The following is a 15,394-nucleotide window of genomic DNA, read 5'->3' on the forward strand; positions in this document are numbered from 1 at the left end:
CTTCATCGGGAAACTCGGTGGGTGGGGTCGCGGTATTTTGCCAAATCAGAAAGTTTTTTTCAGAGTTTCCTTAAGTTCGACTGGGTCGAGTGCGATGCTTTTGGATATGATAAATATTTATTTGAAGAAGTAATCGTCCGGTCCGTTTATGTAAACGTTAGGGTCACTAAGTGAAATGAATTTAGCTTTGAATTCTATCAGCGCACTGTCGTTGGTTGCTTTGAATTTGAAATGGTTATTTTGTTTTTCTATTGTTACAAAAAACTCTTTATGAATAGGTATGTTTTGTATTTTTAAATCTTCGATTTCGTTGCAGGTTATACCTATTCTGCAGGTGTTGTAGCCTTTGTTTTTCCATTTTTCAGGAAGCTTGTCTGGGAATTCGGGTATGTCGAAGCCCAGTCCGACACAAGGCTGATCATTTTCTATTCTTAAAGAAAAAAGAGCAATTTTACCGATTTTTATAGGAAGACTAAAGATCTTACTAAAAAATATGCTTCCGTCTAATTCGTTCCAGTGTTTCATTTTTATTTCCTAAAAGGATAGTGTTTCTTTGCCTTTGGAATATATCCTTTCCGAGGCTTCTCGATGGGGCGCAAGTTGAAGTGCGATGAATGGTCTCCGACGCCATCTATCCTGCCGAATTTGTGGCCGGCAGAGTGGTCTTGAATAAGGATTTTTGAGCCGTCTGGTCGTGTAAATTTATAAACTCTTGTATTAATCGCTCTGCCGGTTTCATCTAAAACTGTTTTTTTGTTTTTGTCCGTCATTTTTTCAATCGTGTATTGTTTGGCTTTTCCAGTTTCTGGATCTACGACGATATCAGGGCTCTGCATCATGGGTATATTGGCATCTCTTTTGGCTTCTCTGAACGCACCTTTGCGAGAAATATCGGGGGCGTCCGGTTCATCCGGTATTTTACAAGCGAGCTGTTTTTTTCCTTTGGGCGGACAGTTGGCGTTCAATCCTAGAGGATCTATCCACCCCGTAGGATTGGGCACGTACTGGTACCCGTTAATCCCACCCGCCAACTTCACCGGATCCGGTGTCAGGTAACGACCAACATCCGGATTGTAGTAGCGATGGCGGTTGTAGTGCAGCCCGCTTTCCTGATCGAAGTACTGACCCTGAAAACGCAGTGGGTTGTCGACTTCTCCGATGTCTAGCCGGGTGATTTCGCCGTAGGCGCGGTAGTGCGCGGACCAGACGATTTCACCCTCGGGGTTGGTGAGTTCCTGCGGGGTGCCGAGGTGGTCGAGTTGGTAGTGGTAGGGCTTCGTTTCTTTTGGACCGAAGCCTTCCAGCAGGGCGAGCGGGCGAAAGCTGTCCGGTTCGTAGAGGTAGCTGCGATGCTTTTCGGCGTGGTGTTCGGCAACCAGTTTGTCGCCTTGCCAGAAAAACTCCGTGGTGATGTTGTCGACCGTCTTGCTGATTCGCCGCCCAAACGGGTCATAGCGATAGCTCGCGGTTTGGCCGTTGGGCTGGGTAATGCCGATCAGCCGATGCTGGCAGTCGTAGCGGTATTCGGTGACGAGTTGGTGACCCTTGTCGCGGCGTTCGCGGATCAGGTTGCCGAAGGCGTCGTAGTCGTAATGGCGGTCGCCCTGGATCATCAGGCGGTTGCCGGCGACGATGTCGGGGCCGGGGCGGTCTTGCATGAGCAGGTTGCCGGCCGGGTCGTGGGCGAAGCGTTCGTGCGGGTCTTGCGTGTGGTCGGCGCGGGTGAGGCGGGCGAGGGGGTCGTAGTGGTAGTGGTGTTCGCCTTTGCGGCTGTCGACTAAACGGGTGAGGTTGCCGCTTTTGTCGTAGTCGTAGTGGCGTTGGTAGAGGGGGGTGTCCTGTTGCGCGACGGTGTGGGCGTGCAGGCGGTGTTGTTCGTCGTAGTGGTAGTGGCTGAGGAGCTGGCCCTGTTGGCGTTGGTGTTCTTGGCCGGCCTTGAAAAGATGAGAGGTCAGCAGTGCGCCATTTAACTCGACGGTGGCGAGGTGGCCGCCTTTGCTGTGGTTGAACACCACGCGGTTGTTGTCGGGCAGGCGCAGGTTTTGAAGCTGACCGCAGGCGTCGTAGCCATAGCGCAAGGTGCCCCAGCCTTGGTGTTCAGCGGTCAGGCGGTTTTGTGGGTCGTATTCGTAGGCTAACGCCCAGTGACCGTCGTCGACGCTGAGGAGGTTGCCTTGGCGGTCGTAGGTATATTCAACAAGGTTACCGTCGGGCAGGGTTTTTCGTACGAGGCGACCGGCGTGGTCTCGCTCATAACGAGTAACGAGCTGACTGCCATCGTCGCCGTGTTCGGTCTTTTCCTGCAGGTTGCCGTTGAGGTCGTAGGCATAAGCCGTACGCTGCCCATCAAACCCGACTTCCTGCTGAATCAGCCCGTTGGGGTGGTAGTCGAGCCGGTAGGTCTCGCCAACCTCGTTTTCGATCTCGGTCAGCAGTAGCCGGGCGTTGTCGTAGCGGTAGTGGACCTGGGTGCCATCGGCGTTGATACGGCGGCTGATCAGGTGCAAGCCGTCGGCGTATTCGTAGCGGGTGACGCGCCCGAGTTCATCGCGTTCGGCGGTGATTTTTCCGTAGGGGTTGTAGCTGTATTCCCGCGTGGCGCCACCCGGTTGGGTTAGCTTGACCAGGCGTCCGGCAGCATCCCACTGGTACTGGGTCAGCGCGCCATGCTCATCCTCGCGGGCAATCTGTCGACCCAAGTCGTCATAGCGATAGCGCCGCACACCGCCATTGGGCAGCGTCTGCTCCAGCAGTTGCCCGCGCTCATTCCACACCAGCCGCTGGCAGCTGTGATCCGGGTACCAAACCCCAACCAGTTGTCCGTATTGGTCGTAGCTGTAGTCGGTGACATGGCCGTCGGGATCGATCTTACGCGTAATGTCGCCCTGGTCATTGCGCTCGTACTTCCAGACCGCCAGACCCCGCCTTACAACCCGTACGAAGCCATTGTCATGCTCGTAGGACGTCGGCTCGTCATCCCCCGGAAACAGCGCGACCAAGCGCCCGGCTTCGTCGTACTGATACGCCGTCACCGCCCCCAGCGGGTCCTGCTCGACCGTCAGCCGGCCCTTTTCATCGTAGGATTTGAAGTGCTGCGCACCGTCCGGATCAATCCGCTGCACCAAGCGCGCACGCTGATCGTGGACATACATTTCCTGACTGCCATCGGCGTTGTGCACCGTGACGCGCCCGTCCTCACTCCACACATAGCGCGTGTCCATCTGCGAAAAGCTGGCCCAATGCCGGACACATCGCGCCGCCTTGCCAGACCGTTCCCACGCCCAAAAGAAACTCGCCCCACCGGCCAATTGCCGCTCGAGAATGACGTGCTTATCGTCGTAGCGGTAAACCTCGCTTTCGCCGACGGCATTGGTCGCCGAGACCAGCCGTCCATCGTCGTCATAGGCGTAGGCAACAACGTGCTGCTCCGTCACCCAGACGTAGGGTTCATGCCCCTTGGCGCGCTGAACCTGGTAGTCCACCGCCACAATGCGGCCCCGTTCATAGCGCAAAAACAGCGACCGGCCCGCGCCGTTATCCAACCGCTCAATGCGCCCCAATACGTCGCGGAAAATTCGCAGGCGGTTGTCATACGCGTCACTGATCGAGACCAATACACCGTCGCGAAAGTGATAAAACCGCGCCGCCTGGGCCAGCACCAGTTCATCCGGCGAAGCGCCCAGATAGATCGCCGCTTCAGCCAGGCTGTTGGTGATCGCGGGGCGAGCCGCGGTGGGCAGCGGGAACTCAGTCGTGCGGTTTTCATGGTCAATCCAGACGACCGAATCGCCCACCACAGAAAGCCTGTGCGCCAGCGAATGACTCCAGCCAAACCCCAACCCGCAATCCACTTCCACCGCACTGGTGCGGTACAACCGGGTCCACTCGAACGGCAAAATCCCGTCCAGCGTGCCATCGGTCAGGGTGAGCAGCTCCTCGCCGGTAACCATCGACACCGGGCAGCCGTTGGTGACGGTCTTGTCCGAAGACGCGGCAGCATCCCCCGCAGGGTTTTTCCCCGAAACAGGCACATCATCGACAGGCTCCTGCCTGACCAACACCGTCTTCTGTGTCTTGTTACGAACCGCCGGCACTGGGTTCGAAACCACGTGCTTCCCAGCCTTCAACGGCGCCACCGGTACAGTCTTGATCGCCGTCGCCGGTCCACCGAGCAGCAAAGGCTTCAACGCCTCGGCATGCGCGTCCAACTTCGGCCCCAGCAACTGATCGGCCAGCATCTCCAGCCACTGGCGCGCTCGTCCGGATTTGATATGCCCCAGCACCTGAGCGCCCAGGCGAATCTGCACGCCCATGCCACGGGTCGCCCAGATCAGCAATAGATTGATCAACACTTCGCCGGTGATCTCGCCCAGCACTTCATACATCTCGGGCGGCGGTAGCAGGCGTATCCAACTGACCATGGCCGACACGTAGATAAACAGCAGCGGCTCATCGCTGAGCACCAACAGCCCCTTTGCGAGGGTGTCGTTGCCCAGTCTCAGCAATTCATCAAGTTCGGCCTGGGTGATGTACTGCAGCAATTTCTCGCCGTTGGCTTTGAGGTTCGCCAACAAGTCATACAGCTGCGTAATGTTGTCCCACAGGTTGTAGAGCGCCTTGGCTATCCCGGTGGAAAAGGCCAAGCGCTGCATCGCGCTGCGCTCGAACCGCGTAGCGTTGGCGAAGTCGTCCCACTGGGGCTGGAAGGTCTTGGTCCATTCGTCACGCAGGTGACCTTCCAAGCCCGCGATCACCGACTGATAAGACGCATACAGCGCCTTGACGTGATCCTTGGAAACGTTGGGATAGAAGGTGATTTGGTACTGCTGGTTGCGATCACACTCGGTGATTTCGAGGATGCCGCTGGGACCGATGGTTCTATGGAGTGGTGCGCCGAGCGGGCCGCCGTCCTGGGTAATGGCTTGCAGCATCACCGGCGTATTGCCGATCGGCACAAACCGAGTGCTTTCGAACATATGCACCAGAGTCAACGATCCCTGGGTATTGCACATGGCGACCGTTTTACTTGGGGCGTTGGAAGAAGCCGGCGCCACCAACGCCACCTCTTCCCCAACTTTGAACACCTGCTCCACTGCCAGTGCCGAAACGCTCCAGAAGCTCTCGGCCCACTCATCAAAGGTGTTCAGGCAACCGCGCAAGTCACGAAAGACGCGCTCAACGTCCGGCGCCTCGGCATCCATGGGGGCCAGGACAAAACTGGCAATGACGGGAATCAAGAGGCAGCCCCGACAACCGGGGCATTAACGGGTGGGTACATCGGCGGTCCCTCGCACTGAATGATCAGGCGAGAGACTTTGGAGAGGTTCGTCAGGTAAAGAAGTCGGCGCTATTCGCCAGGACGGCTAGGAGGGTTCGCCAAAACTTCGGGTAAACGGGGAGTCGATCGTAGGAGTCGGATTACAGGTGGAGAAGCCCTACAGCTTCAGTTGCCCAATCGCCTTGCTCAACTCCCCAGCCAAGGTCGCCAGCTCATTGCTGGTGGTCGCCGAATCCACCGTCTGTTGCACGGTGTTTTCGGTCACATCACGAATGCTCACTACCGCTCGGTTCATTTCTTCGGCCACATGGCTTTGCTGCTCGGCGGCAACCGCGATCTGGGTGTTGCTTTCACGCATCTGCGCCACGGCGCCGGTGATTTCGGCCAGTGCTGCGCCGGCTTCCTGGGCCTGCTGTACGCAGTCGTCGGCCTTGAACGAGCTTTCCTGCATAAAGTCTACGGCGTCGCGGGTGCCAGCCTGGAGGGCCGAGACCATGCGGGTGATTTCGTCGGTGGAGCTCTGCACGCGCTTGGCCAGGTTACGCACTTCGTCGGCGACCACGGCGAAACCTCGGCCCATTTCACCGGCGCGGGCGGCTTCGATGGCGGCGTTGAGGGCGAGCAGGTTGGTTTGTTCGGCAATGCTGTGGATCACGCTGACTACGCTGTTGATCTTCTGGCTGTCCTCGGCGAGTTTCTGGATCATCTCGGCGGTCTGCTGCACGCCGCTGGACAGCCCGGCAATCGAGTGTTGCACCCGGGTCACGACTTCCTGGCCACTGCCGGCCAGGGTGTCGGCGGTCTGGGACAGGTCACGGGTCGCGCCGGCATGTTGGGCGATGTGGTGGACGGTGGCGGTCATCTCGTTGATCGCGGTGGCGGCCTGGTCGGTTTCGCTTTGCTGGCCGAGCATGCCGTGTTGCACCTCGTTCATGCTGCTGGCCAATCGCGCGGCGCCGTCGTCCAGAAGCTTGGCGGTGCGCGCCACGGTGTTGACCACCCGCTGGTAGCCGGCTTGCATGGCGTTGAAGGCGCTGGCCATCTGGCCGACTTCATCTTTGCAGGCCAGAGGCACGCGGGCTGAGAGGTCGCCGGTCTTTTCGACGTGCAGCATCACATCCTTGAGGGTGTTGAGCTGGCTGAGCAGGAAGCGGATCAGCAACTGCGAGGCGCAGAGCATCGCCAGCATCAGGATCAACACGGCGATGGCGTAGTTGGCGAAGCGTTCACTGAACACCTGGCTCAGGCTCGGTGCGTAGGCGAGCACGGCGACCTGTTGCCCATCGGCGCGCGTGATGACTTCGGCGCCCATCAGTGGGTTTTCGCCGAACAATGGCAGGTGATTGAGTTCGACCCAGCCGCTGGCGCTGTTCAGGGCTGACAGGTCTTGATCGGCCATCTGTGGGGCTTGGCCACGGGCAAACGTCAGCCAAGACTCACCCTTGGGCAGCGCCTTGTCGGCTGGCCACGCACTGAGCAGGCGCGCCTCGGTTTGTGCCGCGGCTTGGGATGCATGGCTGCGCGACTGCTGTTCCAGATGCACTGCATACAGCACCAGGAGCAGGGTGGTGATAAAGGCGACCGCGTTGACGGCCCAGAATTTGTACTTCAGCGAGATATTGCTAAGCCAGGCACCCATGGAAGGTTTTCTCTGATAGCGGAAACAGCATTGGCAAGGTGCCATTATAGTGCCGCTATTGAGGAAAATCATTTTGACGTGGGTCAATGCGCCGCATCAATCCACGACAGGCAGCCCGAAAAAGGCGCGGGCGCAGGCGGTGCTGTGCCGGGCCAGGTCTTCCATGCTTTCGTTGCGGTGCAGGGCAACTTCGCGCAGCACTTCTGGCAGGTAGGCCGGTTCATTGCGACCGTTTTTTGGCTTGGGGCGCAGCGTGCGCGGCAGCAGGTAGGGCGCATCGCTCTCCAGCATCAGGCGGTTTCGGGGTATTTCCCTGACCAGTGGGTGCAGGTGTGTGCCACGGCGCTCGTCGCAGATCCAGCCGGTGATGCCAATGTGCAAATCGAGGTCGAGGTAGCTGAACAACGCTGACTGTTCGCCGGTAAAGCAATGCACCACGGCGGCAGTCAGGTGGTCGCGGTAGTCCTTGAGGATGTCCAGCAGGCGCTGGTTGGCGTCACGTTCGTGCAGGAACACTGGCAACTTCAGTTCGACGGCCAGGGCCAGGTGCGCCTCCAGGACTTTCTCCTGCTGCGGGCGCGGGGAAAAATCACGATTGAAATCCAACCCGCATTCGCCTACGGCGCGAACGCGCGTTTCGTTGAGCAAGCCGCGCAGGCGCTGGTCGCTATCACCGTTCCAATCGCTGGCGGCGTGGGGATGGATGCCGGCGGTGCTGAACAGGCGTTGCCCGCTTTCATCGAGCTTTATGCACAACTCCAGCGCTTGTTCGCTACCCTCGATGCTGGTGCCGGTGAGCACCAATTGTTGCACGCCAGCGGCATAGGCTCGGTCAAGAACGGCCTGGTGCTTCTCGTCGAAACTGGGGTTGGTCAGGTTGACGCCGATATCAATGAGTTGCATGGTGCTATCTCCGCCTGCGGCCGGAAAGCATATCAGAGCTGTAGATTTATAAGAAAAACGAAGAACTACAACGAGTTATAGCTGTCTTTGAACGTCGCAAGCGACATTGTGGTTGGCGAGTCGCCCTGCCTGATGCCGCCGTTGCGTGCCTTGCCAGCGCATAAAGCGCTCTGTTTCTGACCTCCAGTCCTGCGTTTTTCGCGAAGGTGCTGGCCAGTATTCTTTCCGGAGAGCGGATGATCCGACCCTCGGCGTTGCTTATATTGTGCCTGACGTTACTGCTGCCCATGGCGGCGGTCGCGCGTCTGGACGGGCCGCTGGAAGTGACCAAGCCCAGCAAGGTCCGCGACCTGGCGGAGATTCGCTCCAGTCGCACCCTGCGCGTGCTGGTCAACCAAAGCCGCAACAGTTCCGGTGAGATTCAGGGCCAGGCCATTGGTGTCGAATACCATCGCCTGCGCGCCTTCAAGCAATACCTCAATGGCCATGCCCGTGACGGCCAGGAAATCAACCTCAAGATCATCCCCAAGGCCAAGGATCAACTGCTCGGTGCGCTGGCGCGTGGCGAAGGCGACCTGGTGGCGCCAGGTGAGTTGCTGGATATGAAGGCGGCCCACAGGATCAGTACGAGTGACCCGATCGCCAGCGGTGTGCCGTTGTGGCTGGTCGGGGTGAAGGGCGAGCGACGGTTTACCAAGCTGGAGCAACTGTCCGGGCGCACCCTGGCGCTGACCACCGGCAGTGCAGCGGCGGATGCCATCAGCCAGGTCAATCAGAAACTGGCCCTGCACAAGCAGCCGCCGATCAAGGTGGAATGGGTCGACCCGACGCTGGCCGTGGAGGATGTGCTGGAGATGGTCCAGGCCGGGATATTCCACCTGACCATTGTCGAGAAGCCGATTGCCGAGCGCTGGTCAAAGATCCTGCCCAAATTGCGCTTCGACAAACAGGTGGTTATCAACGAGCCGGGTGATGAGTACTGGTTCGTGCGCCAGGATGCTTCGATGCTGCGGGCGAGTATCGATCGTTTCCTCAAGAGCTACCGAACCCCTTCCGATCAGGATGTGGCGTTCCAACGGATCTACCGTCGCCTTTATCAAGTACGTAACCCATTGGCCCGGATCGACCGCCAGCGCCTGGAGAAACTGCGCCCCATCCTGCAAAAACACGCGCGCGAGCAGGGCATGGATTGGCTGAACCTCGCCGCGCTCGCCTTCAAGGAGTCGGCACTCGACCCGGGCGCGCGTAACAGCGGCGGGCCCACGGGGTTGATGCAGATCACGCCTTCGGCGGCGCAGCGGGTGGGGGTCAATAATATCGAAAGCCTCGACAGCAACGTGCAGGCGGGGGCGCGCTACCTGGCGATGATCCGCCGCAAGTTTTTCGCCAGCCCCAAGCTTAACGAGCGCGAACGCATGGCTTTTGTCCTGGCGGCCTACAACATGGGGCCGGAGCGGGTGCAGGGCATGCGCACCGAGGCGAAACGCCGGGGGCTTAACCCCAACCAGTGGTTCTTCCAGGTTGAACGCATTGCCATGGAGCAGGTGGGGATGAGCGGCGTCAGCTATGTTAATAGCGTCAATAAGTACTATCTGGCGTTTGATCGGGAACGGGAGTCCCTGGAGCCGTCGGGGCCAAAAATCGCCTCACGAAAATAATCGAATATATCGATATTTATAAGGCATTTTTTCGGCTTTTATCATTGCCTAAACTGATTAATATAGCGGCCAACCAACCCCTACTTTAAAAAGGATTCGCACCATGAGCCCACTGATCAAAAACCTCCTGTCCACCCGTGCCGGTTATGGCCTGACCATTCTACGCATCGTCGTCGGCATCATCTTTGCCGCCCACGGATCGCAAAAGCTCTTTGGCTGGTTCGGTGGCTACGGCTTGGCGGGCACTGCCCAATGGATGGAAAGTATTGGCCTGGCGCCAGGCACCTTGATGGCGCTGTTGTCGGGAGGGACCGAGTTCTTCGCTGGCTTGGCGTTGATCATTGGCCTGTTGGCACGCCCAGCGGCATTGGGCCTGACCATCCTGTCGCTGGTGGCGATCTTCTCGGTGCATATCCACAACGGTCTGTTCATGGCCAACAACGGTTATGAGTTCGCACTGGCCCTGTTGGGCGGCTCGCTGGCGGTGCTGCTGGAAGGCGCTGGCAAACTGTCTGCCGACCGCGCCATCGCCCACTGATCCTTGCGCAAAACCCTGGAAAGGCCCGCCTGTGCGGGCCTTTTCGTTGCCTGGGATTCTTGACACCGCCCCACCGGCTTCTCTAGGATGCTGCCCATGCGCCGATTTAAACAGCTAATTGCGGGGCGCCACAGGGACTCGATGCAGCCCGACAGAAGTCAGCTCTCATTCAAGGAGCGTGCTTCGAAATACCGCTAAAGCGCTGGTTCGGTGTTGCCTCTCACCTGCCCGCAGACTTTTGAGGCAGAGACTCGACACGATGAATGCACTACGCCCCCTCATACGCCTGGCCCCGATCACCGCGGACCTCACCCAACGCAATCCAAAAATACTCCTGGGCGGTAAGCACCAGCCGACGCTATTGCGTTACCTGGACGGCTGGCCACGTCGCACCGGCCGGCCTTCGGCATTCCTGATCCAGTTTGTCGAAGATGGCGATTCCCTCGCACGCTTCGCCAGCAACAGTTTTGACCTTGCGGTGATCCAGGCCCCCACTGCTGGCGACGCTGCCGAGGTGATTCGCCAGTTGACGCGCATTGCACGACAAGGCCTGATTGCGCGCCGTTGAGCCTTCAGTACAGCGCGGTGGCAGGTATCGGCCGATGGCGACGCTGCCATCGAAACAGCCCCGCGGCGAGCAAGCAGAGCAATGCAGGCATGGGTGCTATCACCAGCCATTTCACCTTGCGCTCCAGGCGATGCAGCGGCGCGTAGGCCTCCATCCTCAGCGCATGCAGTTCCATCGGTAAGCGCAAGCGCTCTTTGTTGAGTGCTTGCAACTGGGTATTGGTATCGACCACCTCGGTGCCGAGGGCCGTCGCCTCGGGGTTCAGGCGCTGCCATTCCTTTTCGGTTTGCGCCAGTCGTCGCTCAAGATCGTTCGCCCGAGTTTGATAGGCGTGTGCGGTGGTTTCGCGCAGGTTGGCCAGTGTTTGCAACGAACGCGTCATCACGCGTGGTCGAATGTCCGCAAGTACAGAAGGGGCTGCCAGGTTATCCAGTGTGTTCAGTACAAACAGGCTGTTGCCGTGTGGTGCCGAACTGCTGATTTCCTCGCTGAGTACATCCGTGTCGGCAACCACCACGACATGGATCTGGGCGGCTTTTTGCAGGCCGGGTGGCCGCCCGTCAATGCCGTCAGGAAACGCCGAATAAGCCGCCCCTTCAATGCGAGCCGCGATGACGTGATGTTCGCCTTGTGGGACGATTTCGCTGTCCGGTGCGCCCGGTTCCAGCAAGGCTGATTGCTTGGAGCTTTGCAACAGCGGGGTGAAGGTGGTCCGGCTGTTGTCCAGGGGAAGAAGGGCACCGCTGTTTGACACCGTCACCGATTCCAGTTTCCAGGTGCTGACGTCGCTCTCGTTCATCGCTTCTCGCGGCAGCGTCAGCAGGCCGGGTTCATGCTCCGATGAGGCGTAGGTACGATCGAGCAGTATCTTGTCGCTTTGCATATGGATACCCCACGCAACAAGCAGCCCGTCAAGCCTGGAGGCAGTGGGGGGGGGCTCTGGATCCATATCGCTCAGTGGATCGATAAACATCAATAACTTGCCGCCTCCCAGTACAAACTGGTCTACCGCGTAAAGGGTTTGTTCGGACAGCATGCGCGGGTGCACAAGCATCAGGGTTTTGATACGCGCAGGGATAGGGTGGGCACTCGCCTCCAACTCGATAAGGTCAAAGTGGCCACGCAGTTCTTGCACGAGCGGCTCGATCAGCTCTCCTGCAGGCAGCCCTGATAGCAGTCCGATAACAGGAGGGGTGGGGTGGAGCAACTGGCTGATCAGGTGGCTGATTTCATACTCCAGTAAGTGTTCCCTGTCCGGTCTGAATGATTCGATGCGCTGTGCGGCGTGACCGTCGCGGGTGCCGATCAGGCCCAGGAAACCCTGCTGATCGTCGAGGCCATAAAGCCCCGCTTTGTAGGCGTCCTCTGAAAAAGGTGCGGGATCAATAATATGCAGGTTGATCCTGCCTCTGGCCGTTTGTTCGAAGGCCTTCAGTTTTGCTTCGACGCGTTTGCCGTACTGTTTCAACGTATTGCTCTTCAAGGCGGGCTTGCTGGCGTTGAAATAGTAAAAGTCCAGTGGGCTGTCCAATGTGGCAAGTAATTGCATTACGGCAGGCGACAACGAATTGTTTTTTTGTTGTGAAAAGTCCCAGCGTAGATCAGGAAGTTTAACAACCCACACCAGATTGAATGCCAGGAAAAGTAACAATATGACACTCAGCGTCATACCGGTGCGCAGAGCGGATCGCATCGAGAACGCTCCTTCTCAGCTGTTTTTATAGTTGAGGGTAATAGTTGTCGCGCAGAGAAAGGCAAACATCATACTGATGAAGTAAAGGCTTTCATGGAGGGTCAGCAAGCCGTGATCAATGATGCTGAAGCGCAACGATGGACTAAGGGACATCAAACTGTCGAGAACCCATATTGGCGCTTGATGTTCAAGAGCATCAAGTACGGAGGCCAAACCACTGGCCGCCGACAGCAGGCTCAGCGTCAATAGGAAAATGACCAGGCGCCGGCTGGTTAATACGCAAATAAAACAACCTACAGACAGGTAACTGCCGGCCAACAACCAACTGGCCAGGAATTGCGAGGCAATCAGCATGTTATCCGCCGGTCCCAGTACATTGACTGCCATCACCATCGGAAACATCAGCACTAATGCCACGCCAGTAACAACCCAGGCTGCGAGAAATTTCCCCATCACCAGTGGGGTGGGTTTGATAGGCATTGTTTTTATCAGGTCGCCAAAGCCGCTCCCGTGCTCGTCCGCCCAGAGTTGCGTCGACAGGGCTGGGATCAGTAACAGGTACAGCCAGGGGTGCCATTCAAAGACGGCCTGCAAATCACTGCTGTTTCGCTCCAGCAGTTCGCTGGTGTGCAACCCCAGTGATGCCGAAAGCACCAGGAAGATGGCGATGCTCAGGTAGGTGGCCGGTGAAGAAAAATAGCTTGCAAGCTGGCGCTTGAAAACGGGGAGCAGCAGTTTCAAAGGGAAGCCTCTTGGCTCAAGTGATGAACAACATCATTCAGGCGGCCTGGCTCCAGTTTCAGTGAGTGTATTGGCCAGTACCGGTCGGTAATCAGTGCGCTGACAGAGGGGTAAATGGTGTGGCCTGGCATTGCGAGAACGGTCACCGTGCCAGGGCTGTGGCGATCCTCTTCGATACCTGCAACGCCTGGTAGTACCGCGAGGGCCAGTAAATCAGGCGCGGACTCCGAGGCCAGGGTCACGGCGCGGAAGTGCCGGGAGCTACGCTGCAACTCGGGCATCGGCGCATCCGCCAGCAGGCGTCCACCGCCGATGACCAGGGCGCGGGTGCAGATGCCGGCCAGTGCTTCGCAATCGCGTGAAGCGACGATGACGGTCATTTCTTCGGTCAGGGACTGGATAAGTGTCCTGAGCTTGCCTTGCTGATGCGGCGCCAGGCCGTCAAAGGGTTCGTCCAGCAACAGGACCCCTGGGTCATGCAGGATGGCCTGGGCAATCGCGACTTTGCGCTTGAGACTCGGGGGCAGTGTGTGGATCGGATAGCTGAGTACCGATGACAATTCGAGCCGGGTGACGGCGCGTTCCACCCGACTGCGCTTTTCGGCACCCTGGAATCCGCGGAGGGAGGCGATGTAGTCGAGCAGGTCCCTGATGGACATCCTGAGGTGGTTGATGCCGGACTCGGGCTGATAACCGACGGCCATGCGGGCTTGGTGTGCATGGGTTTGGGGATCGAACCCCAGAATGTTCACCTGCCCTGAAGACGGGCGGAGTGAACCCGCTATCATCTTCAGAAGTGTGGTTTTACCTGCGCCCTCCATTCCAAATAATCCAAGGCATTCTTGGCGCTGGGCAGAAAATGAAACATTACTGATGACAGTCTTTTTACCCTGGTATTTGGTCAGGCTGCTTATCTCGATCATTATGTTTTTCTGCTGATTGTTCGGGGTGTATATGAAGAGGAAAGCGCCTTGGTTGAGAGGGGCAGGGGCTCGGATTTAAAAATGGTACTTTTAATGTCTGAGATTGGAAATGCTGAATTACGTTAATAAGACAAGTCCTACGTTCAGGATTAGAGTGCGCTGAAACAATCGTTCGGTGACTAATGCGTATTAATGGTCAGATGTTTATCTGATGTTTAAACAAGACTTGCTTATCGTCATGAGGCCCGACAACCATGATGCTTTTACGTACCCTTGTTCTTGAACGCTCCGGTGAGGATGCTCCGGTCAACGGTGCACTGCTCTGTGGTTTCGCTGTTCCTCAAATTGCCTCGAACTTTCTTGTCTACAGTCTCGATGAAGAAACGGAGCCTGGGAACTCGCGGGTATACGTCGCCGCATTGCGTAAGAAACTTGAGCGGTATTTTCTGGGCGGCGTCGACGCTCAGGAAGACCTGCAAGTTGCAATGCGGGTATTTAAACAAATATTGACCCTGGCAGCGTCAGGTGCCAGATCCGGCAACGCTACTGAAACCCAGATTCCCTATCACTTTGTCGATTTGAAAGGCTGCAAGTTGCCCCCTGCCAGGCCAGAGGATCATCATTCCGTAATTATCAAGAAAGCGTTGGTGATGAAGGTGATCACCCTGGGCACTTCTGCTCCTGCATCACCGGCCATCGAAAGTGCCACTTTGATTGTGCCGTCCATTCGTTTTTCTTCGCAGATGGTCTCGCCGCCCAAGGTGGCGAGCCAGCCTGACTCGGCCCAGCCGCCCCTGCTTGAACAACTGGCGGAGCCTCAGCCGGAACCCCAGCCGGAGCCTCCCATAGTCCCTGCATCAACTGAGCTGGCACCTGTTCCTCCGGTGCTTGGTGCGCGACCGACGTTGGGCGCCCAGCCGGAACACAATTCGTTGTTTGAGGTGGACAGCACCCTGACGAACCTTGCACGCGTTGCCCAGGATTTGACGCAACAGAAACAGGTTGTTCTCAAGCAAGAGGAGGCACTGGAGCAATGGCGCGTCCGGTTGCAACAGGACCAGGCGGATCTGGAGCAGAAACGTCAGGAACTGGTTAACCGAACATTGGAAAAAGAAGCCACCCTGCAGTTGCAGGCCCAGGCGCTGGACAGCCGTGAAGCCCAGTTGGCGAATGATTCGAGCGCGCAGCAGCATGAGCAGCGCCAACTTGATGAGCGTGCTCATGCCCTTGAAAAGCGTGTCTCCGAGATCAAAAGCCAGGAGTCGTTGGTTCACCTGCGGGCGGAGAAGGTGTCGGTTACGATTGCGCAACTGTCTGGCCTGCGACAAAACCTGCACGCAATGCTGACCGAACTGGATCAGACCCTGGACTGTCTCGCCAAGACTGAGCTGGCTCAACCCAGCGACGATTTTTGGGCGATCTCGGTTTGACCTGATAGTGACCGTCGGCCTGG

General features: G+C 57.8%; 11 protein-coding genes. 4 read left to right on the plus strand and 7 right to left on the minus strand.

Features of this window, described 5'->3' with window-relative positions:
* Nucleotides 1-117 precede the first annotated feature (117 nt).
* From AC1Q6I_RS26800 to AC1Q6I_RS26815, 4 genes are all read right to left on the minus strand, one after another.
* On the minus strand, nucleotides 118-525 hold the full coding sequence (locus AC1Q6I_RS26800; RefSeq protein WP_102642603.1) for an Imm50 family immunity protein: 408 nt from the start codon (nucleotides 523-525) through the stop codon (nucleotides 118-120).
* 2 nt (nucleotides 526-527) lie between these two features.
* Nucleotides 528-5,237, minus strand: coding sequence for an RHS repeat-associated core domain-containing protein (locus AC1Q6I_RS26805; RefSeq protein WP_492618409.1), 4,710 nt, complete (start codon nucleotides 5,235-5,237; stop codon nucleotides 528-530).
* Between the two features lie 198 nt (nucleotides 5,238-5,435).
* Nucleotides 5,436-6,917 carry a methyl-accepting chemotaxis protein gene (locus tag AC1Q6I_RS26810; protein ID WP_102625161.1) on the minus strand — a complete coding sequence of 494 codons (1,482 nt, stop codon included), beginning with the start codon at nucleotides 6,915-6,917 and terminating at the stop codon, nucleotides 5,436-5,438.
* 96 nt (nucleotides 6,918-7,013) lie between these two features.
* Nucleotides 7,014-7,820 carry a TatD family hydrolase gene (locus AC1Q6I_RS26815; protein WP_024074196.1) on the minus strand — a complete coding sequence of 269 codons (807 nt, stop codon included), beginning with the start codon at nucleotides 7,818-7,820 and terminating at the stop codon, nucleotides 7,014-7,016.
* Between the two features lie 236 nt (nucleotides 7,821-8,056).
* Between AC1Q6I_RS26815 and AC1Q6I_RS26820 the strand changes: the two genes are divergently transcribed.
* The 3 genes from AC1Q6I_RS26820 to AC1Q6I_RS26830 all read left to right on the plus strand — a co-directional run bounded on the left by AC1Q6I_RS26820 (nucleotide 8,057) and on the right by AC1Q6I_RS26830 (nucleotide 10,584).
* On the plus strand, nucleotides 8,057-9,478 hold the full coding sequence (locus AC1Q6I_RS26820; RefSeq protein ID WP_102625162.1) for an MltF family protein: 1,422 nt from the start codon (nucleotides 8,057-8,059) through the stop codon (nucleotides 9,476-9,478).
* A 103-nt stretch (nucleotides 9,479-9,581) separates the two neighbouring features.
* Complete coding sequence (locus AC1Q6I_RS26825) at nucleotides 9,582-10,016, plus strand: DoxX family protein (protein ID WP_024074198.1); 435 nt, start codon at nucleotides 9,582-9,584, stop codon at nucleotides 10,014-10,016.
* A gap of 259 nt (nucleotides 10,017-10,275) precedes the next feature.
* On the plus strand, nucleotides 10,276-10,584 hold the full coding sequence (locus AC1Q6I_RS26830) for a hypothetical protein (RefSeq protein WP_041160873.1): 309 nt from the start codon (nucleotides 10,276-10,278) through the stop codon (nucleotides 10,582-10,584).
* Nucleotides 10,585-10,588: 4 nt separating this feature from the next.
* Here the strand turns inward: AC1Q6I_RS26830 and AC1Q6I_RS26835 are convergent, their stop codons facing one another.
* Genes AC1Q6I_RS26835 through AC1Q6I_RS26845 form a run of 3 tightly spaced genes read right to left on the minus strand, consistent with a single transcriptional unit; the run spans nucleotide 10,589 to nucleotide 13,941 of the window.
* Nucleotides 10,589-12,277, minus strand: coding sequence for a Gldg family protein (locus AC1Q6I_RS26835; protein WP_102625163.1), 1,689 nt, complete (start codon nucleotides 12,275-12,277; stop codon nucleotides 10,589-10,591).
* Nucleotides 12,278-12,292: 15 nt separating this feature from the next.
* Complete coding sequence (locus AC1Q6I_RS26840) at nucleotides 12,293-13,018, minus strand: ABC-2 transporter permease (RefSeq protein WP_069075556.1); 726 nt, start codon at nucleotides 13,016-13,018, stop codon at nucleotides 12,293-12,295.
* Nucleotides 13,015-13,941 (minus strand): ABC transporter ATP-binding protein, encoded by a 927-nt coding sequence (locus AC1Q6I_RS26845; protein WP_024074202.1) that lies wholly within the window; start codon nucleotides 13,939-13,941, stop codon nucleotides 13,015-13,017. The genes AC1Q6I_RS26840 and AC1Q6I_RS26845 overlap by 4 nt, the downstream gene beginning before the upstream one ends.
* Before the next feature lie 254 nt (nucleotides 13,942-14,195).
* Here AC1Q6I_RS26845 and AC1Q6I_RS26850 point away from each other — a divergent pair, with 254 nt between their 5' ends.
* Nucleotides 14,196-15,371: a hypothetical protein gene (locus tag AC1Q6I_RS26850; RefSeq protein WP_024074203.1), complete on the plus strand. Its 1,176-nt coding sequence runs from the start codon at nucleotides 14,196-14,198 to the stop codon at nucleotides 15,369-15,371.
* Nucleotides 15,372-15,394 lie beyond the last annotated feature (23 nt).

It is taken from the genome of Pseudomonas sp. MPR-R2A5, from assembly GCF_058793055.1.